This is a genomic window from Paenibacillus whitsoniae (genome assembly GCF_003955665.1).
Lineage (GTDB): Bacteria > Bacillota > Bacilli > Paenibacillales > NBRC-103111 > Paenibacillus_E > Paenibacillus_E whitsoniae.
In genome coordinates, this window is sequence record NZ_RXHU01000011.1 from 61114 (window position 1) to 86866 (window position 25753).

General features: G+C 48.8%; 19 protein-coding genes. 1 reads left to right on the forward strand and 18 read right to left on the reverse strand.

Annotation, left to right across the window (positions count from 1 at the left end):
- Window positions 1-46 precede the first annotated feature (46 nt).
- From EJQ19_RS02765 to EJQ19_RS02815, 11 genes are all read right to left on the reverse strand, one after another.
- Window positions 47-2140, reverse strand: coding sequence for a heparinase II/III domain-containing protein (locus EJQ19_RS02765; protein WP_126139676.1), 2094 nt, complete (start codon window positions 2138-2140; stop codon window positions 47-49).
- The gene (locus EJQ19_RS02770; RefSeq protein WP_126139677.1) at window positions 2137-3795 is read right to left on the reverse strand and encodes a response regulator; all 1659 of its coding nucleotides are present in this window, start codon (window positions 3793-3795) and stop codon (window positions 2137-2139) included. Before EJQ19_RS02770 ends, EJQ19_RS02765 begins: the two co-directional genes overlap by 4 nt.
- A gap of 434 nt (window positions 3796-4229) precedes the next feature.
- The gene (locus EJQ19_RS02775) at window positions 4230-5210 is read right to left on the reverse strand and encodes an aldo/keto reductase (protein WP_126139678.1); all 981 of its coding nucleotides are present in this window, start codon (window positions 5208-5210) and stop codon (window positions 4230-4232) included.
- 122 nt (window positions 5211-5332) lie between these two features.
- The gene (locus tag EJQ19_RS02780; RefSeq protein WP_126139679.1) at window positions 5333-6214 is read right to left on the reverse strand and encodes a LysR family transcriptional regulator; all 882 of its coding nucleotides are present in this window, start codon (window positions 6212-6214) and stop codon (window positions 5333-5335) included.
- 152 nt (window positions 6215-6366) lie between these two features.
- Window positions 6367-6774, reverse strand: coding sequence for a cupin domain-containing protein (locus EJQ19_RS02785; protein WP_126139680.1), 408 nt, complete (start codon window positions 6772-6774; stop codon window positions 6367-6369).
- Between the two features lie 14 nt (window positions 6775-6788).
- A complete protein-coding gene (locus EJQ19_RS02790; protein WP_126139681.1) occupies window positions 6789-7652 on the reverse strand; it encodes an aldo/keto reductase in 864 nt (287 codons plus the stop codon).
- On the reverse strand, window positions 7645-8412 hold the full coding sequence (locus tag EJQ19_RS02795; protein WP_126139682.1) for a carboxymuconolactone decarboxylase family protein: 768 nt from the start codon (window positions 8410-8412) through the stop codon (window positions 7645-7647). Before EJQ19_RS02795 ends, EJQ19_RS02790 begins: the two co-directional genes overlap by 8 nt.
- A gap of 43 nt (window positions 8413-8455) precedes the next feature.
- Window positions 8456-9505 carry an NAD(P)-dependent alcohol dehydrogenase gene (locus EJQ19_RS02800; RefSeq protein WP_126139683.1) on the reverse strand — a complete coding sequence of 350 codons (1050 nt, stop codon included), beginning with the start codon at window positions 9503-9505 and terminating at the stop codon, window positions 8456-8458.
- Window positions 9506-9819: 314 nt separating this feature from the next.
- On the reverse strand, window positions 9820-10986 hold the full coding sequence (locus EJQ19_RS02805) for an MFS transporter (protein WP_126139784.1): 1167 nt from the start codon (window positions 10984-10986) through the stop codon (window positions 9820-9822).
- A gap of 305 nt (window positions 10987-11291) precedes the next feature.
- Window positions 11292-11882: a maltose acetyltransferase domain-containing protein gene (locus EJQ19_RS02810; protein ID WP_126139684.1), complete on the reverse strand. Its 591-nt coding sequence runs from the start codon at window positions 11880-11882 to the stop codon at window positions 11292-11294.
- A gap of 32 nt (window positions 11883-11914) precedes the next feature.
- A complete protein-coding gene (locus EJQ19_RS02815) occupies window positions 11915-13645 on the reverse strand; it encodes a Rieske (2Fe-2S) protein (protein ID WP_338143319.1) in 1731 nt (576 codons plus the stop codon).
- Between the two features lie 209 nt (window positions 13646-13854).
- Between EJQ19_RS02815 and EJQ19_RS02820 the strand changes: the two genes are divergently transcribed.
- Complete coding sequence (locus tag EJQ19_RS02820; protein WP_126139685.1) at window positions 13855-14400, forward strand: TetR/AcrR family transcriptional regulator; 546 nt, start codon at window positions 13855-13857, stop codon at window positions 14398-14400.
- Window positions 14401-14557: 157 nt separating this feature from the next.
- Here the strand turns inward: EJQ19_RS02820 and EJQ19_RS02825 are convergent, their stop codons facing one another.
- The 7 genes from EJQ19_RS02825 to EJQ19_RS02855 form a co-directional block, all read right to left on the reverse strand.
- A complete protein-coding gene (locus tag EJQ19_RS02825) occupies window positions 14558-15664 on the reverse strand; it encodes an acyltransferase family protein (protein ID WP_126139686.1) in 1107 nt (368 codons plus the stop codon).
- 210 nt (window positions 15665-15874) lie between these two features.
- Window positions 15875-16498: a DedA family protein gene (locus EJQ19_RS02830; RefSeq protein ID WP_126139687.1), complete on the reverse strand. Its 624-nt coding sequence runs from the start codon at window positions 16496-16498 to the stop codon at window positions 15875-15877.
- Window positions 16499-16532: 34 nt separating this feature from the next.
- Window positions 16533-17057 (reverse strand): phosphatase PAP2 family protein, encoded by a 525-nt coding sequence (locus tag EJQ19_RS02835; protein ID WP_126139688.1) that lies wholly within the window; start codon window positions 17055-17057, stop codon window positions 16533-16535.
- A 346-nt stretch (window positions 17058-17403) separates the two neighbouring features.
- On the reverse strand, window positions 17404-18210 hold the full coding sequence (locus tag EJQ19_RS02840) for a polysaccharide deacetylase family protein (protein WP_126139786.1): 807 nt from the start codon (window positions 18208-18210) through the stop codon (window positions 17404-17406).
- A gap of 158 nt (window positions 18211-18368) precedes the next feature.
- Window positions 18369-21860 (reverse strand): S-layer homology domain-containing protein, encoded by a 3492-nt coding sequence (locus EJQ19_RS02845; protein ID WP_164716279.1) that lies wholly within the window; start codon window positions 21858-21860, stop codon window positions 18369-18371.
- A 190-nt stretch (window positions 21861-22050) separates the two neighbouring features.
- Window positions 22051-23121 carry a beta-galactosidase BglB gene (gene bglB, locus EJQ19_RS02850; protein WP_241242699.1) on the reverse strand — a complete coding sequence of 357 codons (1071 nt, stop codon included), beginning with the start codon at window positions 23119-23121 and terminating at the stop codon, window positions 22051-22053.
- Entirely contained in the window at window positions 23105-25750 is a 2646-nt protein-coding gene (locus EJQ19_RS02855) for a discoidin domain-containing protein (protein ID WP_126139690.1), read from the reverse strand. The genes bglB and EJQ19_RS02855 overlap by 17 nt, the downstream gene beginning before the upstream one ends.
- Window positions 25751-25753 lie beyond the last annotated feature (3 nt).

The window sequence follows — 25753 nt, forward strand, 5'->3', positions numbered from 1 at the left end:
TCCGGCCGAAAGAAAGGAGGAAAAACCACGATTCACATACGTAAAATCAACCATGTGCAGCAGAACGAAGCAATAATTCCCTGGAAACACCATATTCATGGCAGAAATGGGAGTTCCAGAGCTGCAGAAGCCAGCCTTCGGAATCAGCCTCGACTTTAAGCTGAAGTCCCTCTGGTTGAACTTGATTCCCATAACCGAATACATTGATCATCACCAACGTTCCACTCGCCTTCGCTCTCTCCACAACCGTTGTGCGCCGTTTCGTCGGCGGATTGTCAGGCGTTCGCGCTGTATACAGAACGGTCGCTTCGGAGCTCCATACAGCATGAAACACGTGCTCGCCTCCGATCGACCAGACCAGCATATCCGAGGGCAGCAGCGGCTTCGACCGCTTGTTCTCAAAAAGCTCGGGAGCCAAACGGCTCAGGGGCTCGCTGGACGGACGCCAGTCGCCTGCCTCGGCCATCAGGTCCCCGCTCATGTGGTACAACACCTCAATCTCACGCTCATCCGGCAACTGGACCGCCATGACATCAATCAGATATTGTTCGTGCAGCACATTCAGTCTGCGAACGACCGCCCCCCGATATGCCTGCTCATCCCACGGACACATGGCCTCCGGCAGCGTGATGTTATTTTTCAAATGGTAGTCACGCTTTCGCCAATCTGCTTCGCTCACCACCCAGCTTCCCCATGTCTCATTCTGAAATGCGATGCGCTCCGCATCGACCGGCGGCTGATCCTGCCCGTTCAAGCAAACCGTATTATGTGAATACGTATGCTTATACCAGGCGTAATGCATCGGTACCCCGTAAGCGGTCGTCCCTATATCCTCGAAGATCGGCTTAGCGTCGATGCCAAAGCTCAGCCCCAACCGGTCCATATGATCATGCTCGCCGCCAAAAGGGCTGATCTTCACGAGCAGATGTGCGCCGCTAGGCAGCACCAGCTTCGTTAAACCGCTGCCGGAGGAAGAATAGCTGGTTGCCATCATCATCGCCAAGCTGCTGTTTCCATGAGGCTTTCCTTCCAAATCACAGCCATAAAGCAGGGCGTGCAACGTATTTCTTGGCACCGTGGAAAATCGTTCTCCTTTAAGAACCGGTTCTTGCGCAAGCCCATAAGCACGGCGCAGAACCTCGACATAGCGCTGTTCGCCATACCAGCCGTAAGCGAGCTCATAGAAGGGCACATACGTAAACAGGCTGCTGACGGAGCTTGCGTCATTTAGTCTCGGTAGCGAGCCGTCCGGCAATATAAAATTAAGCGGAAAATCGAACATGCACCGAAAGGCAGGATGGTAATGCAGTTCCCAGTCCGTATATTCAACCAGCATGCAGTAATAGAGCACAGAGTCGAAGGCGTAATAGTGATATGTGAACGCGCCCTCGTACCAAAATCCGCCCGGCAGCACGCCCCTGTCAAGCTGATCCAGCAGGCCATACTCTCCCTCCAACCCGGCTTGTCTCACCGCGTCATCCCCGAGTACGACGCCCAGCATGGCAATCGCCGATGTAATCAGCACCGCGTGATTGTGAAGTTGGCTTTCTTTATGCGCGATGAGAAAAGCGGCACAGGGCCGAAATAGGCCTTCGCGGATCGCTCGCCGGGCCTCTTCGTCCAGCTTATCTTCGATGCACCGATAAGCCAGCACGAGATCGATGATCCAATGCGCTTCGTCCAGCGTCTGGGCGAATAGCTTGCCCGGTCCATTGTACGGGATGTCGCCATGCACCTCGAAGCTGTCATAATGCGCGGCATATTGCAACAGCGCGTCCTTCACAAGCGCGCGCCACGCATCCCGGCTATCCTCCATCCGGCTTGCGAAGGCGATCTTCTTAATGCCTGTGCCGATGCCGCTATGCCGCAGCGAAACCCATGCGCCGTTAAACGGCTCGCCCGTCCACACCTTCCCGCAGACCGGGCAGGGATGCTCAAGGGGGCGGCGCAGATCAAACGACAGCCGAGCGGCATCATCCGGACAGTAATAATAATGCCCCCAGTTGCCGTGTTCGCCGTCCTGGATGTCAAGCGGCAGCTGAGCTGCTTCTTCCGCAGCCCGGCGCAGCGACTCCGCGGCATCACGAAACGCCGGTTTCTTGGCATTTTCCCGCAATAGGGCCCAACGCATTTCGTTCATCGGTTCTCCACCTCTTCCGCAGAACTCGCCGGGGACACCTTGCCTAAATAATGCTGCTTGAATTCGGAAGGTGTCATGCCGATTTGCTTTTTGAACACGTCGCTGAAATATCTGCGCTCCACAAATCCCAGCGTATCCGAGATTTCCTGCACATGCCGATCCTCCAGCAGCATTGCTTTCGCCCGCTCCATCCGCTCCTGCGTGACGAACTGATTGAACGTTATGCCGGTGTGCCGTTTGAATAAATTCGCAAAATAACTGCCGCTTAAATGCACCTGCTTGGCACAGTGATTAACCGTAAGATTGAGCTGTAAATTACTGCGGATGTAGGCGACCGCCTCCTGGATCACTTTTGCCGATTCGGTCGAATGCTTACCCGCAATGAACCGGCAGCCTAATTCGCCCAACTCCTTTATTCCTTGCTGTAAATCTTTTAAAGATGCCGACGATGCTTGACGTACCGCTCTGGCTTTGGATTCGACAACGGCATACTCGTCCTCCGTCAGCTTCTCTTGAAACACGCGGAGCATCATATACCCCAGCTCATTCAACGCTTTGTCGATGCTTTCCGGCTCGGGCAGCGGCACCGTCCCCATCAGCTCGGCAAAAAACTCCTCCAACAGCGCGGTCGCCTGCTCCCGGTTTCCCGAGCGCAAGGCGTAGAACAGCTCTTGCTCCTTCGCTAAAGGATAGCGCGGCAGCGGGGGCTCGGAGCTCGCAATATCGTCATACACAATGACGCCGTTCCCTCCTGTGTAGAAATGGTACGACAGCGCGCTGATCGCTTGCCCATACGAATCCGGGAGCTCCTGAATGCCTCTCACGCAATTCCCCACGCCAATCGAAACCGTAAATTTTGTAAATTTGGCAACATGCTCGCAGCACTTGTCGGCCAAGGATGCCGCATCCACATCGCTGACTTCATTAAAAATAGCCACAAACCGCGAATGTGTCTCGCGGAACACGAGGCAGCGGGTGTGCGCCTGCAGCGTTTCCTCCACAATATTTTGCAGCGAGAAACGGATCAGCTCCACCTCTTGCACAGGCAGCTTGCCTAAGCGTTCAGAGAAATGATCAATGTCCATTGCCATAATAATCAATTGCTCCGGTACGACTTGAATCTGGAGAAAATCCCATTTCTCGCGGGTGCTCTCATCGTTGCTGGTCCGGTGATGGATCAGCAGGTTAAAATACTCCTGCCGCAGGACCGGCATACTCTCCTTGACGCGCTGCTCAAGCACCTGAACTTGGACAGCCTTAACGCGTTCCACATCAAGCGCATGCTTCGCCTTCAGGACTGCCTGTTCGATTTGCTCCAAGGAGAAAGGCTTCGTAATAAAATCAAAAGCGCCCAGCTGGACGGCCTTCTGCGCATATTCGAAATCGTTGAAGCCCGTCAGCAAAATAATTTTGCAATCCGGATTGATTTCTTTCGCTCGTCGTGTAAATTCAAGCCCGTCAATAATCGGCATCCGAATATCCGTAACAATAATGCCGGGACGATACGTCTCCACAAGCCGAAGCCCTTGTTCCCCGTTTAGCCCCGTACCGCACACGCGAATATCATGGCGTGCCCAGTCGATCTTCTTCGAAATGCCTTCAATTACACTGGCAATATCATCAATGACACACATCTCGATCGTTGATTTTATCATCTGTCTCAGGTCTCCTCGTGGATTGATCAAGCCTCACAACGATTACATGCTCTTCTCCTTACTGTATCAAGTTTAAGGCAGTGAGTGTAAGAGAAGAAAGCGAGCAAAAGGGAAGAAATGCGACTTTTCTTAGTGCCATAGAAAAAGACCGGAAATGATCGATGGCGCATCGAGCGGTTTCCGGCCTTGCTTGTAACGATGATTGTCAATACGAGCACTTTAATAAACCAAGTCTGTTATTAATTAGAGCATCACGTTTCCCCCATCTGTTTAATGAACAGGGGCAGCGTCGGATAAAGCATATAAAAAGCGACAAATAGGAACAGGTTTCCGATCGTCATGAGAACAAATGGTTTCGTCCATAAGCGTTCCAGTGATGTTTCCTCCTCGGGTTAATTGTTCTCCTCCGATCTTTACTGCATCTTCTCTACCGCTTAAAAGTGTCCAACGATCCGATGAGGTACGTAGGGTTCTTCCAACGACACAATTTCTTCTTGCGTCAGTTTTATTAAACAAGCAGCTATCGCATCCTCTAGGTGAGAAATTTTCGTCGCACCGACAATGGGAGCAGTTACCGGGTCTTTCTGCAGCAGCCAGGCAAGTGCGATTTGGGCGCGCGGAACTCTGTGTTTTTCTGCAATAGCCGCAACCTGATCAATGATTAACCGATCGGTAGCCACAGTAGCATCGTATTTCTGTTTCACAATTTGATCAGTTTCAGAGCGATGTGTTTTTTCCTGCGAGTCTTTTGTCAGCCTCCCTCCGGCAAGTGGGCTATATGGAATAACAGCAATTTTCTCAGCCTTGCAGAGTGGCAGCATTTCTCTCTCTTCTTCGCGGTAGATGAGGTTGTAATGATTCTGCATCGATATGAACCGGGTCCATCCATTGTTCTCGGCTACATGCAAGGCCTTTAAAAACTGCCAGGCATACATCGCAGAAGCACCTATGTACCTGGCCTTCCCAGCCTTCACCACATCATGCATGGCTTCCATTGTCTCTTCGATTGGTGTATCGTAATCCCAGCGGTGAATTTGGTACAGATCCACGTAATCTGTTCCCAAACGCTTGAGGCTTTTGTCAATCTCACTCATGATTGCTTTCCTGGAAAGTCCTGCACCATTTGGCCCTCCATGCATGCGTCCATTCACCTTCGTTGCGAGTACAATTTCATCCCGATTTGCATATTGCTTCAAAGCCCGTCCAGTAAACTCTTCGCTCGTTCCGGCTGAATAAACATTCGCCGTATCAAAAAAGTTCACACCAAGCTCCAAGGCGCGTTTAATGATCTGCTGACTACTCGCTTCATCAAGAACCCATTGATGCCCGCCCGGTACTGCTACACCAAAGCCCATACAACCAAGACAAATGCGGGATACCTCCAAGCCAGTATTTCCAAGCTTTACATATTCCATCAGTCTGAACACTCCTATTCCATATGATAAGTCGAGTAACGCCAAGCCCGTATGATCGTATTGTCTCCCTTTATTGTAAATCAATCATTCCGCCATATCGAATACTTATCATTCATGCTTTGTCATGCTTTTTCATTATCTTTGACATATTGAATAAGCAGCTGTGTTGCGGGATTAAAAATTTGCGTTTTTTTCCAAGCACATACATGCCCAGTAGTACGTTCTGGAGAAAACGGAATAAAACAAGTATTTTTGCTGCCGCGAATTTCATGCGCACCTTCAACACAGATGATATAGCCCAACTTTTCCTCTACCAACAATAACGCATTGGTCAACAGATTATGCGTAGCGAATATCTGAAGTTGTTCTTCTGAGAAACCAAACCAACTGGAAACTTCGTTTCTAACAATCATTCTTCTGGGTAGAATCAATGGCAAGCTGCTCACCTCTTGCAGTCCTATTGCTTCTCTTTGCGCTAAAGGATCATCCCGACGCATCGCAAGCCCCCATCTTTCCACATACGGCAAATGAATGTAGTTATATTTTGCGGTTTCAATAGGTTCAAGGAGAACACCAATGTCGATAATCCCCTTATCCAGTTTCTCGCGAATATCATCACCATCCGCACTGTATAGATCATATCGAACCAATGGATACCGTGCGGAAAACTCCCGAAGCACCTTTGAAAGCATCGGCGAGGCCGTTGATTCTACACAGCCAATGGACACTGTACCTCCGATAGAATTCTTTTGTTGGGTAAATTCATGCGTGGCCTTGTTCACTAAGGAAACGATTTCATTAGCTCTTTGTTGAAACAGAATCCCCTCATTTGTTAATGTAATTTTTTTATTTCCGCGATTAAATAGGGTAACGCCAAGTTCATCTTCCAACTGCTTGAGTTGGCGGCTCAAATTGGGCTGTGAAACATGGAGTGCTTCTGCAGCCTTGGTGATACTTCCCTCTCGGGCTACAGTCAAATAATAGTTTATGACTCTTAACTCCATAAAAAAATCTCACTCCTTTACACATCCTGCGTTATGTGGAACCATTCGGTGGATCCAGGATATCATGGGATCCGACGAGCTTCCAATTGAGCGCCATTTCATGCTTAACGGCAGCCGTTACCGGCTGCCGTTTCTGCGTTTATTTTCACTTATTAGAGTTTGCTATACGCCTCATCTGTTACAGGTTCCAACCATTCCGGTTTACCGGCAGTGATTGCGATGTGTTCAAACCAGCTGTCCTTTGCGGCGCCATGCCAGTGTTTGACGCCATCATGGGTGACAATCACATCACCGGCTTTTAAGAATTGAGCAGGCTTGCCTTCTTCTTGATACCAGCCTTCGCCGCCGGTTACTAATAAGAGTTGAAATCCACCGCGGTGAATGTGCCAGTTATTTCTGCATCCTGGTTCAAAGGTCACATTACCCACACCAACATTCACGTTAGGATCAGCAACTAATGTTTTCAGATAACTTTGCCCCACAAAATATTGAGCAAATGCTTCATTTTTTTCACCCGCTGGGAAAATGACCCCATTTTTTACTTCTTCATGCTTCGCCATTCTGGTTCCTCCGTTTACTTTAATTTCCCTCCGAATACCGGAAAGAAGCTATGCTCGCCATAATGCTGGATGTGCTCTACATTCTTTAATGTTTCCATATCTGCTCCGCTGATAACAAAATCAAGCTCAGCATTGATTCTCATGTGATCTGGATTCGCCGTCTTCGGAATGACTGCTAGACCTAGCTGGATCGCATAACGCAAGCAAAGTTGGGCTACAGATACGTCATACTTGTCAGCGATGACCTTAACCTCTGCATGGTCAAGGACTGCACCGTGCGCAATGGGGGAATAGGCCTCTGCCAAGATGTCATTCTTCTGGCAGAATGCGATGAGCTCCAAGGGCGTATTGCTCACATGCGCCAAGATCTGATTGACCATCGGCTTGATCTCGCAGCTTGCAAGAATATTCTCGATATCATCCTGCAGAAAGTTGGAAAGACCGATCGCCTTAACTTTGCCTGTCTTATAAGCATCCTCCATCGCCTTCCATACTTCCTTGTTCTCCTCGAAGTAACGTTTTTCCTCACGAAACTCCTTCCAAGGCTGCGGGCTGTGGATAATCACGAGATCCAGGTAGTCCAGTCCCATTTTGGCTAAAGACTCATCAATGGATTGCGTAACGGCATCATAATTCTTTAATTCTGCAGCAACCTTCGTCGTGATGAAAAGTTCTTCCCTTGCCACACCGCAGGAACGTATTCCTTTACCTACACCCGCTTCATTCTTATAAGCCTGAGCCGTATCCATATGGCGATATCCGATCGATACCGCATCGCGCACCGCCTGCGCAGCCTGTTCATCGTCAAGCAGCCAGGTACCGAGCCCTAGTTTGGGGATTTCTACGCCATTTGCCAATTTGTAAGTTTCGTTAAACATGTTTTGTCTCCTCAGGAATAATTTCATTAATGCTCGCTAACGCGTTAAGCGTTCTCGGAAAGCCCATGTAGGGAAGACAGTGAGTGACGGCAGCGATCATGGTCATCTTATCATTGCCCACATTTGCATTGCCTTGCACATGTGCCTTCACTTGACCTTCCGCGCCGCCGAGGCTACTTACAATGCAGAGAGTCAGCAATTCTCGCGTCTTTAAATCAAGACCGCCGCGGGTATAGAAGTCACCAAAGCAGAAGGCGGAAAGGTAGTCTTGTATATGCGTTTGATTGGATGGGGCACTTGCTCGCATTTGTGCAATGACATCCCCGAAAATTTCCATCTGCACGGCAAGTCCCTTGTCCAGCCGATTCTCTTCTTCAACCTGTTTCAGGCTCTCGAGCGGCAATGCAATATTTCTGGCCTTGAACACTTCATTGACTTCCGTAATAGCATTTAACGTTTTGGGAAATCCAAGGTATGGCGCACATTGGTAGATGGCTTCCTTGATTTCCACTGGTGTGAGTCCGACGTTCAGCGCGGCATGGGTATGTGCCTTGAGCTGGGGCAACGTCTGATTGGTTGCCAGCACTACCAGCGTAATGAGCTCACGCTGTTTGTTATCCAGATTGCCTTGATGAAAAACTTCCCCAAAAATGAAGCGGCTCAGGATGTCCTGCAATTCAGGATCAGTAGCATAGGCCGCCGGCACTCCATCGCCAAATAGTTGTTTGTACGTTTCCTGGCTCTTTTCAATTCGATTCATAACGAAGCCTCCTGCTTTTATAGTGATCAGTTGTAAGCAGTGCTCATTCATTCTCCATCGTGCTGATGTCGATGACAAATCGATACCGCACATCTGATGCTAGTACGCGCTCCCAGGCTTCATCAATCTGCTTGGCAGAAATCACTTCAATCTCGGGAGCGATGTGGTGTTCAGCGCAAAAATCAAGCATTTCCTGCGTTTCGCGAATACCACCGATCATCGACCCGGCAAACGAACGGCGATGGCCGATAAGGGCGAATACGTTAACCGACAATGGCTCTGCCGGTGCGCCAACGTTGACCAAGGTACCATCCAGCGTCAGCAGCGAAAGGAAAGCGCTAATGTCGATCTTCGCACTCACCGTATTCACGATAAGATCAAATGAACCTGCCAGCTCCTTAAACGTCCCCGGATCGCTTGTGGCATAATAATGGTCCGCGCCAAGCTTCAAACCGTCTTCTTTCTTCTTCAATGACTGTGATAAAACCGTTACCTCCGCCCCCATGGCATGAGCAAGCTTCACCGCCATATGTCCAAGCCCGCCAAGTCCAACAACCGCCACCTTCTTGCCAGGGCCTACACCCCAATGGCGCAGCGGCGAGTACGTTGTGATGCCGGCACACAAGAGGGGTGCAGCGGCGTCAAGCTCGATACCGTCAGGAATTCGAACCACGAAATCCTCACTTACGACGATATGAGTGGAATAACCGCCTTGCGTATATTGACCGTACCGATCAATCGCTCCATAAGTGCCCGTATTGCCACTAAGGCAATACTGCTCCTCTCCTTTATGGCAGTTCACGCACTCCCCGCAGGAGTCCACCATACAGCCGACTCCTACTCGATCGCCAACGGCATGTTTGGTGACTTGCGAACCAACCTTGGCGACGATTCCGGCAATCTCATGGCCTGGAACGAGCGGATATTGAACCGGCCCCCACTCGCCGCGGGCAGTGTGAATGTCGGAATGACAAATACCAGCGAATTTTATCTCAATGAGCACATCATGTGGCTGAAGATCTCTGCGCTCGATCGCAGTTAGTTTAAATGGTCCTTCTGGACTGAATACAGCGCGTGCATGAGCATTAATCATATTATAGCCTCCTGTAATCCCAGTTAAATGAACATTTTATTATTAATCAACACATGTCTATAATTATAAATGAAACGAAGACACGATCAATGGTTAAAAGAGCGGAATTCGTTGTTTATTAAACAACTTAAGATATACTGTTTATTAAATGCTTACGATTCCTTAAAACTTAAAACAAGACGACGTATTCTATACCCAGTTCTGATATAAATAATCCCATGTAATGAAGGAACAGGTTGGAATTATGTTAGAGGGCAAACTTTCTTAGCAAGAAGATCTGCCTAAGAAGCAAACAAGAGCGTCCTGCAATTTTGTCAGGACGCTCTTTGTACAAGGGTAAACATATATCTTCTGACCAACAGAGCAACTGTACTTAATATCAATGAAAGCAATCCTACAATTACGACGTATGGTGTGCCCATTCCCGAAATAAATACCCCGCCTACCGCCGTCCCGAAGGTTGTCCCAAGGTTTGCAGATGTTAGGAACAAGCCATTCGCAAAATCAGGTGCCTCTGGAGCTGCAGACATCATTAAATATTGATTGATGTTACCTCCAATCCCCGCTAGTATTCCCCAGATTAAAGTAATGATCGCCACTGGAAGGCTAAACTTTCCAAAGAAGAACAACAGGATGTAAACCAATCCCAAAGCAAATGGAAAAGATAAGATAATTCGGACGGCACGATGCGTAAGCAGTTTACCTGCGACCATATTTCCGATGATATTGGCTCCACCGTACATAAATAGCACGAAGCTAATTGAATTCGAAGACATGTTCGTCACGATTTTCAGATACTCCGCAAGATAACTATATACGCCAAACACGGCTGAGTTTAATAAAATCACGGCTGCTATGGAAATCCAGGTCATTGTTTTTCTCAATACGGACAATTGTGCCCCGTAAGAAAGTCTTTTCTCAACAGGCATGGATGGTATAAATATGCATGTAGCGAGGAATACAATGACATTGACAACCGCAAAGAAGACCATCGCCATTTGAAGGGAGGCGGCACTCGCAATAAAGCTTGCGATGGGTACCCCGATGACCATGCCGGCTGATACGCCAATAAGAATTTTGGAAACTGCTTTTGGCGCTTCTTCCTCGTTAACCGAGTCGGCAGCTACCGTGAACGCCAATGAACAGTAGACGGGATGAAAAAAGGCTGGTATTACGCGGGCAATTAAAACAATCGCAAAATTTGAAGCAAAAATGGAGACCACGTTTCCCACTACGAAAATGCCAAGTACGAGCAGCATGACCTTCTTCCGATTGATCCCCGAAAATAATAACGGCATGGTTGGACCAGAAACGGCAACAGCGATAGCAAAAAAGCTCACCAACCATCCTGCTTTGGAAATACTTACATGATAGTGTTCTGCAATAGAGGGTAATATTCCAATAACCCCCATCTCGGTATTTAAGATGCCAAAAACTCCGACAGTCAAAATAAAAATAAGCAAATGGTTTCGTTTTTGCAAAATCACAGTTCCCTCTTCCTTTTACAAATTGCTCCTAAAATAAGAACAACATAAATTGTTTAATCAACTCCCGTTCATAATTTTAAACAGAATCCAAGCGCTTGCAATCATCAATTCCGCACGATATGTGGATTACTCAACATTACGGTTCAAATTATCGATTATTTAAGACCCGGGGGAGAGAGTCTGCCGCGAGCTTAGCGATGAACGACAAACGTGCTGCGATTCGCGAGTCGCAGCACGTTGCGCATCTTGCTTTATGTGGAAGGCATCACTGGCTTTCCATGTTATTCATAGAAAAGTTGTTATACATCTGTGTATATATCTTTACCGTTGTTAATCTGCTTTATAATTTTTGCTGGATTACCGCCTACGACCACATTGTCTGGGACATCTTTCGTAATTACTGCCCCTGATGCAATCACGGCGTTATTGCCGATCTTGACACCAGGGTTAATAATCGCGCTTCCTCCAATCCATACATGATTGCCAATCGTTACGGGCTTGCCGAACTCCGCTCCCGATATTCTTTCTCTGAACTCTACAGGATGTGTGGCTGTATAAATATGTACGCCGGGCCCTAAGAAGCAGCTATCGCCTAAGCGAATTTCACAAACGTCGAGAAAAATGCAATCAAAATTGGCATAAAAATTTTCACCGACATGTATGTTGTATCCATAATCGCAGCGGAATGTCGGTTCAATGTAAAAGTTAGTGCCAGTCGAACCGAGCAGCTCCAACAGTATTTCTTTTCTTCGTTTATCATCCGTCTCAAGTGTCTGGTTGTATTGCCGTGTTAAGCTACGCGCACGCAAACGGTCATTTACCAGCTCCGCATCACCAGCTTGATACAGCTCGCCACTTAACATCTTCTCTTTTTCAGTTTTTGACTGCATGGTAGATTCCTCTCTCTCCACGTTGTTTTTGCTTACTCTTCCTCAAACAGTCTCTCACCGCGGTACAAACGCCAAGCAATCTTAGCCGTATGCGGCAGTTCCCGCGCACTTGGGGCGTGGGCTGCCAAATATCGGGTGCAGGCAAGCAGGCAAGTCTCCTTAGCTTGCTTGGCAAAATCATCCGAACGCTGATCCCACCGATCAAATTCGGTGACGGCAGCCTCGTATAGTTGAAATGAGTGGAATTCAGCGTCCTCGCGAAGCAAGCTTTGGCCCAGTGTGCCTAGCAGAACATGAGGGTCCCGCTGTTCGCCAAGGTATCCGGCTACCCAGTCAGCTGCCTCTTCCACCTGCTGCCTGCGATCCATAAGCTCGAGCAACTCCTCAGGCGCAAAGCTGCGGCCGTTAGCGGGTCTTGGTTTCGGTGCCCGCGGCACATTAAGGAAACGGTCATGATAAAGGGCCATCGCCCCGTAATAGAGTGCCCGAAGGAGAAGCGGTTCCTTGGAACGACTCAGCCGCTCGTGTACGGCATGAGCGTAAGTAAAGGTATGCAGCACCGCCACCCAATCGCTGAACTCATTTTGGGTGTGAAACCGCACGATTCTCTCGGCCGCCGCCAAACAGATCAATTGAGCCAATTGTTCAGGGGCTGCTCCCCCTAGCAAAAGCCGGGATAATTGATCGATCGTCTCTAACGCGTTATCACTGAGCAGTTGTTCCACGAAAGCTTGTTCATCCAGCAGAACGGAAGGTTCTGAAATTGCGGGCTGCTGTAACATCTTAAAAGCGTCCTGGAGCGGAGTTACCAGATCAACAGGCGCCTGCCAGTGATGAAGTTCTTCACTGCGAGTGGGCGATCTGAGAAGCGGAACAAGCGAAGCGAGGATGGGCTCCGTGAGCGGACCTCCCAAGCTTTCCAGTGCCTCAAATGCTTTGTTATGAAAATCGAAAGTATGGCCGCCGTCCAAATAAAAGTGGTCCGTCACCGAAATCAGCATCATGTCCGCGAGCTGTTCAGATGAAGCCCTATTGGCTATTGCCGTCAGCAATACCTTCTCCGCGCCTTGGGTATCGCGCACTTCAACACAGTTGCGGTACCACGCCATCAGCCTTTCTGTGGAAGCCGGCGAGGAAGGCAGCGCCCCGAGCAGGTGGCGGGGAGCACGTCCTGAGCTGGTTCTGGCCACGTGAACCAGGCCGTGGTACAGGGCAAGTATTTGCCCAGAAGCATCCAGCTTCGGCAGCACGTTTCTCATCGCGGTCAAAATGGTTAAACCCGCCCCCCAGCCATTCCCCTGCGTGGTTCCGAATGTGATGCCGATGCGGACGATTTCATCAACCGGGACTTTCGATTCAAACAATCCAATTACCGCCTTGGCAATCACGATACCGATGTTCTGCTCAAGGCCTTCCCGCAAACGGAGCTTAAGCTTCTCAGCATTGCCGATGTTCCTAGGTCTTGGGCTGACCCAGACGATCTCATTCTCAACTTTGACATCGTAAGCAGGAACATCATCCGCCCAAGGATCCAACGTCCCTCCGCTGCAGATGTCGAAGCGAGCATGGTGCCAGTGGCATGTTAACATACCGCTGCAAACGCTTCCCAAATGAAGCGGAAAACCGAGATGAGGACATCGATTGTCTATCGCTCTGACTTCATCCTCGTGATAAAAAACAGCGATACCACCTTTGATAACCTTGGAACTTACTTGCTTCAACTCATCCAAAGTACCTGCGTGAATCCATTCATCCATGCTCATAACATCGCCTTCCTCTCCATGTATACTCTCTTAAGTATATAGTATTGGGTTACCGCTTATCATAAAATCAAACCATATTGATTAACCAACTTGTGTCTATTACTATATAAGCATAATGCTCATTTTCATTTCAAAGAAAAGGGATATGTCTATATCGCAACATCGTGCAGGAAAACGTTAATTATCTATGAAAGCTTGGTGAACAAACGATGGCCAAAGTAGACCGAAGAATTCTTAAATCACAAGAAGCGATGAAAAAAGCTGTTATCGCATTAATGGCTGAAAAAAATTTCGATGACATCACCATTCAGGATATTGCCGACAAGGCCAACATTAACCGCGGCACCATTTATCTGCATTATCAGGACAAATATGATCTGCTGGACAAACTCATCGAAGCACACATTAACGAATTAAGAGAGATGGGGGAATGGGCTTGCAAACTGGATTGGAGTAGTGCTCTTTTACCCTTTTTCGAATATTTCGAAAAAAATTATGTATTCTTTTCGACCATGCTAGCGAGCCAGGGCGCCCCTTCGTTCAGAAATCGGCTATTTGATTATGTGACAGAAGGATTCAAAAATGAGATTGACCGAGAAAGCGGAAGAAATACGGATTTAAGTGAAGACGTTATGCTTCAGTATGCCGGGAACGCTTATGTAGGGGTTATTGAATGGTGGATCCGAAATGGCATGCCATCCTCACCTCAAGCAATAGCCAAACAAGTCGGGGCCTTGTTAGAGAGAAGCCTGTAGCCCATGTAAAACAAGAGCGTCCTGCCGATTTGTCAGGGCGCTCTTAACATCGTGAACGGCGATGATGACGTATTGCGTCCCCCACCATAAATGCCGATTATCTAACAGAAAAGGCTGTCCGCTGCATTCCCCTGCAGCAGCGTTATCCTTTTCCTTGTTAAGTTGTGCGACTTGGAACGATGACCTCTTTAGGTTTGATACTTTTTAACCTTCTGCCCGCTTCAATCGAGAACTTCTCAATCACATAATAAGCCGCAACGGAAACGAAAACCGATAGAACGAAGCTTACACTTAAAAGGAGCCACATCGGCCAAATCCCATAGAAGAGATTTATAATTAGTAAATTAATCATGAGATGGTATAAGTAGAAACTGTAGGAGATTTTACCTAAAAAGTGAATCGGCTTTAACAGCAATATCTTACCCGCTAACGTTGAAGACAAGGAGAGAAGGATCAACATGCTGACGCCTATCGTCGTGGAGGAATCTTGAATTACACCGCGATGCAGCCATGAAATTTCAGGGAAAAACCAAACCGAGTAGTTATAAAAAAGGAGGGCTGCTGCGAAAAAAGTAAGTTTGAGCCATGCTCCTAATGAGGAAATGAACGAAACAAGTAAGCTTAGATGTCTGAGTAGAAGGGCGCCAATCATAAACATGAATACATACATGAGACCTAAGTTACCGATTCCGATTGTATGTCTTAGAACTAGCTCCAAGATTGTTATGAAGCATCCAACCAGGATAACGGCCCACGTGGGAGACTTCTTGATAAAAATCATGAGGAGAGGAAAAATAAGGGAAATTCTCATTTCATGAACTAACGACCAGATTACAGGATTATATGCATCTGTTTCATAGTTACCTATCAGAAAAATGTGATTCAACAATAAACCATTCGAGTATGGCGTCACCCAGAAGAGATTGAACCAGTCACTTAATGCAGGTATCCCGCCTCTGGTGAATAAAAGACAACATAGGATGGCTAGCACAATACAGCAAATGTAAGGGATGTATATGCGGAAGAATCTTTTTAAAATAAATATGGAATAAGGGGGCTGCGTCTCACTGAAGAAAGGAATTGAAAGCACGAATCCACTTAAGACGAAAAAGAATAAGACAGCTTCGTGACCTGCAAACAACAAGTGGAAAAACGGATTCTTGTCCCATTGATCAAAGCTAGGGAAGATTGCGGCTAGGTGATAAAGTACGACAGACAGTGCGGCTAAGCCTCTAAGAGAGTCGAGTTCTTCATATCTTTTCATAAATGCCTCCTCAAGGGATTCAAAAATAAATGCCTATCCGCATAGCCGTATGTTGAGTACGGCTTAATATATTTTATTTGATACAAATCGTATCAAACTGATTGTATAATAGAGTTCTATTCTGGTCAATTCATTTTTGAGAGCAATGCAATCAAAAAAAACAACAAGAAAAAGACGAGCTGTTTATCTCCAGATAACAACTCGTCTACATCATTTATGCCAGCTTACTGTTCGTATCCAATCGCGAATGGCTCGTTTATTATGCTTGATATAAAGGCCGATCACGACTCCAACCACCACGACAATCATTGCCGCTATGGCGTATTTCGAAATGATGTGAAGCATTTGCTCGATTCGTATGCCAAAAATTTTACCGACCATCACATAAGTCAGTACCCAAACGAGTCCGCCCGTGAAGTTAAAGAAGATAAAGGTGCCTAATCGAACTCTTAATATACCGGACACATAACCGGTGAAGTGCCGCAAACCTGGGATAAAGTAGCTGACAAGGATGAGCTTGTTCCCATATTGATTGAACCATTTTGTAATCTTAGCGATCCGCTCTTGGCTTAGAAAAAAGAACTTACCATACTTTTCAAAGAATGGTGTGCCAAGTTTATAACCCAAATAATAAGTAAAGGTCGTGCCGGCGATAGCTCCAAAATAAGAGCATAGAATAATAAATGGGATATTCATGCTCCCAAACGAAGATATATGCCCAGATATCGCCATTGCCAGTTCTCCTGGAAACGGCAAGGCTAATGATTCGGCAAACAAGCCAAAAATTAAAACAAAATAGCCGTACTGCTCAAAAAGATTGCTAATCCACGCCATATTTACACTCCTCGCGGGCTTTATTCTTGTCATGTTAAAAAGAATTCGTCATATAAACTATCAACAACGCTGAACCCATTCCGATCGTAGCTCCTGCTACGCAATCCGTTGGGTAGTGATATCCCCAATAAACACGTGAAAAGGCAACCATCCCTGCAAAAACAATCAAGAACAGTGCAACTCCCTGAGACGCTAGAAAGAGAAAGGGGGTGACGATAGCAAAAATGGCGGTGGTATGTCCAGATGGAAATGAGTAATCCTTAAGCGGGAATCTCCCTACCTTCACTTGCTGCAGGGCGTGGAATGGGCGTTTTCTGCGCATCTTTTTCTTAATCAGGAAGGCAATCACATGACTGAATGTCAAAGCCGCTAAACATTGCAGTCCTACCGGTCCCCAAGTATGAGGTGCCAACCACACGATTACTACGCTACATAGAATCGTAAACGTCGCGCCGCCCATATGGGTAATCAATCCCAACAACCAATCCAGCGCAATGTGATTTACCCTTTGATTACACCAGGTAAATAGGCTGTAGTCGACCCTTCTTAACCATTGCATGTTCCTCATCCTCATCACTCGATTCGTCTTATATAGTCTGTTCATTGTTCCTCCGTCTGGATTCGTATCCCTCAACTAAGCGTATATGCTGTTTCTCTAGTTGTTGCCTACAACACTAAGATTAGCAAATAAATAAAGTAGCCATAACTGTCTGGGGTTTAGGTTAGTGCTAGACTTTGGTCTTGGTACATGATCCCTGAAGGAGCGAATACGACCTAGTTCAATGAAAGACTAAAAAGCACTACAATTCCTAGGAACTGTAGTGCGAGTTACAGCTGTTATTCTAATTCGTTTTCAATAATCGTTGTTGCTATAATTAGTTTTCCGATAGCATCAGCTCTAGTGGCTATTCCCCTGCCAGTTCAATCTGCTTACCACCAGGCACCTCAACGTGTCGACCGTCGACACTTAGCCACACGCTCTGCGCAGTAGGATTATACACAAAGCTTCGATCAGCTGCAAATTGCAGCTGGTCGTACGCTTTCATATAATCGACGATCTCCATATTCGTCGCATACCAGATATCGTCTCTTCCACCGATGCGCTCGCAGAACTGCTCGATCAGTGACCAATTGCCTTCACGATCAAACTCATAGCTGTGTCCCCACACGTACATAAGGTAGAGATACTGCGTTTTATGTAAGTCCACGAATGTCTCTGCATGCTCCAACAAGCGGTTGTTATGGTGGCATGTCGACTGCCATGCCATCCAATCGTTCGGCATACCGAAGTGCCCGCTGCTGCCAACAATTCGGGAGTATTCAATACCAAGCTGCGGCAGCAGATTCTGAATCCGTTTATTGTAGGAGCCGTTCGGATACGACATCCCCCTTACTGTGTAGCCAACCAGCTTTTCCAATCGCTTGCGATCCTCTATTACTTCATAGACAATCTGCTCATTCGGGCAACGCTCAATTGTAGGGTGCGTCAACGTATGCGCCGACACTTCATGTCCTTGGTATAGTGAACGAACTTCCGCAGCCGAAATACGCTCACCGGTATCCAGCAAACCTGAATTTAAATGAAACGTGCCGCGCAAGCCATAGCGATTCAAAATTTCCACTAACTTGCGATCGGCGACATTCCCATCATCATAGCTTAATGTCAGGACTTTATGTCGACCACTAGGAAAACACAGCAAAATATTGGGCATCATACGCAACCTCCAGCAATAGTTTTGGTTAACTCGCTTCCAAGACTATCACAAGCTGCTGAAAATTTCTTCGCAGAAAATAGCCGATTCCACTAATCATACGCATATTTTGCTGCCCTTGCGAGAACAAATTTTCCTTGGATACGAGCAGGAGGCGTTTACTTCGACGGATCTGGATAGACGTCAACGGAGATTGTTTTGCCGTTAGCGGTTATCACCGTAGCTGTGAAGGAAGCAATTTCTACCGGTGACCCATCTACTGCAGAAATAGCAGGTGTATAAATGTACTTAGCGTCTCCGCGCTTCAATTGAATCGCCGGATCTTTGGCAGGGTCCGCATTCGGTACAGATGCGAATACCCAATCCGTCGGCTCAACGCCGGCTGGAACCGGGGTTACGGCGTTCGTTTTGCCATTCAGGCTATTTACGCCGGTACCGTTAAATTCAATCGCAATGTAACCGGAACCCGGCACAATATTGTCGCTGGACCATTTCACATTGCTGACAAACGCTTGAATGCCGAATACAGGAGCAAAGCGGAATATGGAACTGTTTTTAAAAGCATTATTGCCGTATTGGTCCATTAACGTAATATTGCTGAACGTTTGCTTGAGCAGCAATTTCTTGGCTGCCGTATCTACGCTGTTGCCGGAGAAAATGGTCACGCCGGCTTTCAGCTGCGACAAGGCCATCACTTTCGCTTTGCCATTATACGTTGCGGTAAATGAACTCACGGTCAGCGGATCGTCCTTAATGTCAATTTTATCAAGAAAAGCAACTTTGCTGCCGGCGTAATGGGAAGGCTTGAAAATGACGGAAATGCTCGTTGTACCTGCCTCTTTCCCCCGAATGCCGTAGCCATCCTGAAAGTTGGCCGTTTGACCGTCAGCCTTTGGCTTTATCACAATAGCGGATGCGCGCGTATTGGCAGAAGTGACGGAAGCCAGCGACTGAATCGCATTGTTCGGCAGCTGCACGACATTGCCGGAAGCATCCTTCGCAGTCAGAACGACCTTGCCTGAGAAATAGTTCTCCAGCGAGTATCCTTCTGTCGAATAGACGCTGGAGGTTACACTAGAGCTTACCGTGCTAATCGTATTCGTCTCCGCGCCCTTCAACGTATCCTTGATCTTGTCAACGGCGTAAATGCCATTCGCAAACGGCGTGAGGGTATACGTCAAGTTATTCGCTTCTCGGCCTTTGATCAACTGTGTAGTCGCAATGGCACTCGACATAAGCGAAGCCGTACCGGCCGCAACCGTCGTTCGGTCTCCCTTGTACAGCTGTGCCGTCACCTGATACGTGCCCTCATTATCATCACCGGGGATCGCTGTAAAGAAGAAATCACGGTCACGGTAATAGCCAAAATCGGAAACGCTGCTGCCGGAATCGTAGCCTTCTACCGTAGCATCAACCCCGTTGACGATAAACGTCGAGCTCGCGCGATCCAAACGCGTTGCCCCCCTCAGCACATACACCGCATCGGTCACTGTGCCGGACGTTTTCGCAAACGTAAGTTTCATGGCGTAGCCACGATAATCGCGATCGAAATCTTCACCATATTGGTCTTTGAATTTCAAGCGGAAAGCGTTTTCACTTCTGCCATTGACCATATCCAGGGACGGCAGCATTTTAGGCTTCATTTGAGCGGACAGATATACCGTTCTCGGGTAGCGCTTACTAACCACATTCGTCGTCGCAGTAGCGGTTTTACCGCTCGTAACAACAGACGCCTTAACCGTCAATTGCCCTTTGTTTTGATCGGTTAACGTTTTCAAATTGGAAATGCGAATTGTTCCTTTATAGGCACCACTCTTCTCAATACCTCCGAGGAAATTGCCGGCTGCATCCTTCGCGCCAACGGAGATACTTCCGTTCCCATAGCCGTATACGTTAATTTTATCGGCATTTTCTATGACATCGTCTGTGCTTAAAAGATTCCCGCCCTGGTCTTTCACGACAACCGGCAAATAGAAATCGTCGTCGCCGACGGCAACCGTGTTCGGGAAGTTTCCGATACTAATGTCAAACGGCGTTTTCGGGGCTGCCACCTTGAGCACTTTGGTCGCAGTTTGACTTGAACCGAATGCCGTGACACTCAGCTGAACGTCCTGGACACTGTAGATATTAAAATTGCCGACCGCCTTGGCCTTCAGCTCCGGCAGTCCGTCGCCGTTCTCGTCGGGAATAAAGCCAAAGCCCTGCGGCGGATACGCCGCTGCTGTGTCGATCACACCTGCAGCGTTCGTGAAGGTATTGGCATTTTTCTTCAATACATCCAGATCGATGACTGCGTAACCGTATTGGTCGAACGCTTTATATGGCACGGTCACCGTGTCACCCGGCTCGAACTTCGTTTTGCCATTCACATACACGACATCGCTCAGCTCAACTTTGCCGACGGTTTGCAGATCACCGACCGTAAAGGTTTTATTAGCCTGAACGGTATAATCCGGTGCAACGATGCGAATTTCGAACGGCTGATCCTTCCGCAGCTGACTGCCGTAAACGGTATCCACAACAACGGACTGCGAGTCGCCGGCAGGCACAAAATCAAGTCCAGGACTTGTGTAAATGCTGAAAATCGCTGCACTGAGGTCCGATATTTCCTTATACTGATTCAGTGCTTTAAAGGTAAACTTCACCATCCCCTGGGCAATCGTATCCGACGGTGTCGTAAAATCAATCTGCGTAATTTTCTCGTTGCCGACGGATACTTCCGCGGATCCTTTGTCGATGGACAATCCGCCGTCCTTTACGGCATCCAATTTGACGGTGTAGATGCCTTCCGTCATTTTTGTATCCAAGGTAATCGTAACTTCATTCTTGTTCGTATTCCATTTTTGAGCGCCTGTGACGGCAGCCCCCGTGATACTGCCCCGCAAAATTGAGACGGTTAATTTGCTCGTATCGGCGATGACGCCGTTCAGCTTCACGACCAGCGTTTTCGCCCCTGTGGCTTTGAAGTCTGCCACGGAAACCTTCGTAACCGGAGGACCGCCCGCCTGTATGAGCTGATAGGCCGCATAGGCCGTGTTCACGAGCAGCTCGCGCTTCGCCGGAAGCGTGTAGTCCAGCGCGCTCGTCATCAGTCCGGCCGACATTGCCTCAGCGACGTAACCCTTCGCCCACTCAGATACGGTGCCCGTGACCTTGGCGACCTCGCTTTCCGCTGCTTGCAGCTTGAACACGCGCGCTAGTACGGAAGCCAACTGCTCGGTCGTCACGATCCCGGCAGGGGCAAAGGTCCCTTCTGCGACGCCTTCCATCAAGCCTGCTTTGGTCGCTGCACCGATAAAGCCTGCAGCCCACGCTGCGTCGCCAAGATCTCGATAGACGGCACTGGCAGCTTTGTCTTCGTCGAGACCATTCAGCCTAACAAGAACTTTTGCCAGCTGTGCCCGCGTCACTTCTTGGCTGAAGTCCTCTTTGCCAGAATCATCCGTTCCTTCAAAAATTTTCTTTTCTTTCAGCGCATTGAATTTTCCTTGCGTGTCCAACGCCGGAACCGCCGGATTCGCAGTTGAAGCATCCGTCGGCGTGCCCGTTGAAGGCGCTGCCGAATCGGCGGCGTACACATTGCCGGATGCAAGCATGGTGAAGATTAGCGCAATAATGACGGGCAGAGAAAGCTTCTTTTTCAGAATCATGTGACTCTCGTTCCTCCTCATAGTGAAAGCCTGCTTGAACCGAACACCCTATTACTTTTACAGTAAGCGCTTACTAAAAAATCCCCCTCCTTCCTTTATCTACAATAAAATCATAGAGGATAGGAAGACGGGGGACATACTAATTATTTAAGCGAGTATGAACCTTATTTAAGGTGTGTCTCAACAAAACTTACGTAGCCATTCTCCGGGCCTCTACCATAAGCAGAAGGGTCATGGATTGGCCATAAGGCATCGGACATTGCTTAATATTCCGATAGTAGTTCAGGTCATCTTTTAAGCCGGTACCGTAGGATACGCCGTGAACAACCCCCGCTTCGTCAATTTTCTCAAGAACGCCGGTCAGCGCTTTCATGCCAATTTCCCGGTAGCGTTCAGGGAGATAGCCTTTGCGGACGGCTTTCAAGATCCCGTACGCAAAGGCGGAAGATGCCGAGGTTTCCAGATAGGAATCCGGTTGATCCAGCAGCGTATGCCATAGCCCGCTTTCATGCTGCAGCTCGGCGAGTGTGCGAACTTGCCGTTCCAGTGAAGATAGGAGAAACTGGCTGACACCGGAGGGCACCGGGGCCATGTCCAAATAATCCACCAGCCCCGCCGTGTACCAGGAATTCCCTCTCGCCCACAACGCGCCTGCAAAATGATGATGGCCCAGAAACGTCCATCCATGGAAGAACAGCCCTGTTTTAACATCCGTCAAATATTTCAAATGGACGAGAAATTGACGTATACTTTCTTGAAGATATCGGTCCTCTTGGAGCAGGACTCCCATGCGAGCCACAAACAGCACGGTCATATACAACGTGTCATCCCACAGCTGCCCTTCATTCAAATTGCGGGTAACCACGTGCTGGATGCCGCCTTCATCCGTGCGGGGAATGTCCTCCATCACATACGTGACCCATTCCCGGCATAGTGCCAAATAAACCGGGTTGTTGGTTTCCTCTGCCAAATAACTGAGCGTCAGCATGGGACACATCGTATTCACGTTTTTTGCAGGCAGCCCTTCGGCTATGCGGCTATCGAACCAAGCGATCAGCTCGTCGCGAATCGCGAGATTGCCCGTTTCTTTGTAATAGGAGTATAGGGCGAATAAGCCTACGCCCTGCGGCCATTCCCAATTGTTCATGGACACGATACCAATGGCAACCTGTTCTTGGAAGGCAGGTGCTAACGACTTCATTTGCCGAATGACTTTGTCGATGAGGACATCATAGCTTTGACGATCAATGAGCTGCTTCATGCGTAGATCCTCCTTCAACTAATCTTGTATCCTGCTGCAAAAAGCGCTCTACCCCCGCGCCAAGCCGGTCCTGTAATTGCTGAATGTACAAACTGCGTGGCGAGACGTGTGCACCGCAGCGATCCCAGAACGCTTCCCTGCGCGGTCGATCATCATAGGCATTCGGGAACAGCGCTTTCCCTTTCGCCCCCACATGTCCGATGGCATAATTCTGCGCCGTCGGCGGCTGCTGAGATACGAGTTCCTGCCTCGTATTCCAAGTCACATAGTTCGCTCCGGCCCAGCCCTGTCCGCTGCCTAAATAACCGCGATCCTGAATATGGATGCGTCCTTTCACATTATCGTACAAACAACCGACCGACCACCTGTGATGCGGCTCACTCGTGTTGTAATCGGCATGCGATTCGCAGTGGAGAAAGACATTAGGACCCGCAACTCGCGAATCAACGGCAAATGCATGTCGCGCTCTTTCCGAATACGCCCTCATCACCAGCGTAAGTTCCCCCATTAAATGGTATGCGTATCGGCGCCCGCCCGTAATGATGCTAACAAAATCATAGACAGCGCAGTCTTGAATCGTGATCCACTTGCTGTTGCGGCCGACTTGCACGAGGGCGTGTTGAAGATGAAAACCTACAACATCTCGTACCCACCCATTTTGAATGTGATCCATACTTATCAGATTAATCGCATGACGCTCGTCTGCGAGGTACGTTTCCTCCGCTTCATTGCCGTCGATACGGGAGTCTGTTACGCTTGCATCGAATTCCACATCGACCCGCATGCACTCCACACCGACCTGTTCGATTCGGCCGCTGTCTTGTACTTTAACAACGGCGCCGCCACCCCAGATGCTTTCGATCGCGCAAGCGATCGGTGCATCCACCGTAATCGCTTGCCCCTGAATGGCAGTTATGACGCGTTCGAAGGACAATTCGAATGGCTCCCACGGCTTCGTGCCCCCAGCGACAGGCCGCTGACGCATCGCGTCCATCCCGATCGCATGAATCCAGCGCTCATTCCCGTAGCGAAGCACCTTAACCGTATCGCCAACCTGGAAGCAGCCGGTATCTTCAAGATGGAGCGTTCGGGTACCTACAGGCACGTACAGATCGGTAACCCTCGTCATCGTCTCCGCAAGCAGCCGCGCTTCTCCGATGCCTCTCACTTCGATGACATCCCGCTGCGCCGTTCCCGTCGCGCACAGCAGCGTCCCCTCCTCGCCGGCCCCCTCGCCTCGCAGGACAATACCGCTCGCCGAGAGAAGCAGACTGCCGCTGACAGGGTAGGTGCCCCGCTTTAAAAGCACTGCGCCTCGAAAGCCATCCGCCGAGAGAGGCAGCGCCGCAACGCGGTCGATAGCCCCTTGAATATACGCCGTATTATCCCCTGCGATCGGCTCAATTTCAACCGCCGGTGCAACGAGAGGCAAGCCGACACCACCGCCGCCGTATCCGCTGTTGGAGAAATCGAGAACCCGATTGCCTTTGTAATCGGGGACATACGCCAGCTTTCCCGAGGCATCCGGGTATACAATGCGACTGTATCCTTTGGCTACCAGGTTCTGCTCTTGTACGGTAAAATAAAAATTGTCACGACTGATACCTGCCGGAGTCGTCAATATGACGCGAATTTGATAGAGGCCTGGCTCAGCTACTTTCCCCGGATAAATCATTGAATACGTCGAATGTCTTTCTACAATTCGCTCCTGCAGATCTGCAAGAATGCAGCCAGAAGAAAGGTTGATCATTTCGGTCTTCACGGTAACATGCTGTTCCGCCCTTATGTGAAGTACAGGAAAATCGCTCCCAGCCGACAACAGCGCTGGGTGGCCAATTTCCATCACAAGCTTAGGATGTGTGAGCCACACATCGGCTGGACGCAGGGATCGATCTTGAACATCAAGAAAGAAGCGATGCTCGACCACCACACCTTGCAGGGTTGCAACTGCTCGCAGCTGGGCTATGCCTTCCTGATGTGCCCTAAGAATAAGGTTCCCTTGCATTTCGGCGATTTCTGGATTCGTGCAGGCAACCGTCACGTGGGCTTGCGACAAATCGGCTTCTTCCCCATTGGTCAATACGCCACGAACGGTTAACGTCGTCTTGCCGCCTGCCAGCATGGACAACGTGTCGTCCGGCTGATAGGCCCGCCCGGCTTCGTCGGTCATCACCAGCCGTTCCAGCAAAGGGCCGGATGGCAGTGCGACGTCATCGATAGCGGCGAGTTCGACAAGCTGGAAGTCACGATCTGTGTCGTAAATCTCAAACTCTATTTTGACAAAGCGCGCCTGTACACGGGGAAAGACTGCTTTCTCCGTTTCCCCGATTCCACTTTGTGCGGTCTGCTTCCGGCAGGCCACCGCCCACTGCACACCGTCGATGCTGCTAAGAATGGTATAGCCGCTTATATAGCCCGAACGCAGCTGCATCACCACTTGATTGCACGACGTCACCCCGTCAAGTTCCACTGTCAGCCAGACCCGGTTATGCTGTTTCCTGTCGGCGGCTAACGGCTCCCAGTACGTGTCCCGCTTCCCATCCACAGCATAACAACCTTGTGCGTACACTCTGTCCGAGCTGCATACAACAGGCCGTTGAAACGCGATATTGCTGAGTTGATCTCCCATGTT

Excerpts from the sequence above, each read along its gene's own strand:
- EJQ19_RS02765 (WP_126139676.1), bottom strand. The coding sequence starts at position 2,140 with ATGAACGAAATGCGTTGGGCCCTATTGCGGGAAAATGCCAAGAAACCG.
- EJQ19_RS02770 (WP_126139677.1), bottom strand. The coding sequence starts at position 3,795 with ATGATAAAATCAACGATCGAGATGTGTGTCATTGATGATATTGCCAGT.
- EJQ19_RS02775 (WP_126139678.1), bottom strand. The coding sequence starts at position 5,210 with ATGGAATATGTAAAGCTTGGAAATACTGGCTTGGAGGTATCCCGCATT.
- EJQ19_RS02780 (WP_126139679.1), bottom strand. The coding sequence starts at position 6,214 with ATGGAGTTAAGAGTCATAAACTATTATTTGACTGTAGCCCGAGAGGGA.
- EJQ19_RS02785 (WP_126139680.1), bottom strand. The coding sequence starts at position 6,774 with ATGGCGAAGCATGAAGAAGTAAAAAATGGGGTCATTTTCCCAGCGGGT.
- EJQ19_RS02790 (WP_126139681.1), bottom strand. The coding sequence starts at position 7,652 with ATGTTTAACGAAACTTACAAATTGGCAAATGGCGTAGAAATCCCCAAA.
- EJQ19_RS02795 (WP_126139682.1), bottom strand. The coding sequence starts at position 8,412 with ATGAATCGAATTGAAAAGAGCCAGGAAACGTACAAACAACTATTTGGC.
- EJQ19_RS02800 (WP_126139683.1), bottom strand. The coding sequence starts at position 9,505 with ATGATTAATGCTCATGCACGCGCTGTATTCAGTCCAGAAGGACCATTT.
- EJQ19_RS02810 (WP_126139684.1), bottom strand. The coding sequence starts at position 11,882 with ATGCAGTCAAAAACTGAAAAAGAGAAGATGTTAAGTGGCGAGCTGTAT.
- EJQ19_RS02815 (WP_338143319.1), bottom strand. The coding sequence starts at position 13,645 with ATGAGCATGGATGAATGGATTCACGCAGGTACTTTGGATGAGTTGAAG.
- EJQ19_RS02820 (WP_126139685.1), top strand. The coding sequence starts at position 13,855 with ATGGCCAAAGTAGACCGAAGAATTCTTAAATCACAAGAAGCGATGAAA.
- EJQ19_RS02825 (WP_126139686.1), bottom strand. The coding sequence starts at position 15,664 with ATGAAAAGATATGAAGAACTCGACTCTCTTAGAGGCTTAGCCGCACTG.
- EJQ19_RS02830 (WP_126139687.1), bottom strand. The coding sequence starts at position 16,498 with ATGGCGTGGATTAGCAATCTTTTTGAGCAGTACGGCTATTTTGTTTTA.
- EJQ19_RS02835 (WP_126139688.1), bottom strand. The coding sequence starts at position 17,057 with ATGCAATGGTTAAGAAGGGTCGACTACAGCCTATTTACCTGGTGTAAT.
- EJQ19_RS02840 (WP_126139786.1), bottom strand. The coding sequence starts at position 18,210 with ATGCCCAATATTTTGCTGTGTTTTCCTAGTGGTCGACATAAAGTCCTG.
- EJQ19_RS02845 (WP_164716279.1), bottom strand. The coding sequence starts at position 21,860 with ATGATTCTGAAAAAGAAGCTTTCTCTGCCCGTCATTATTGCGCTAATC.
- bglB (WP_241242699.1), bottom strand. The coding sequence starts at position 23,121 with ATGAAGCAGCTCATTGATCGTCAAAGCTATGATGTCCTCATCGACAAA.
- EJQ19_RS02855 (WP_126139690.1), bottom strand. The coding sequence starts at position 25,750 with ATGGGAGATCAACTCAGCAATATCGCGTTTCAACGGCCTGTTGTATGC.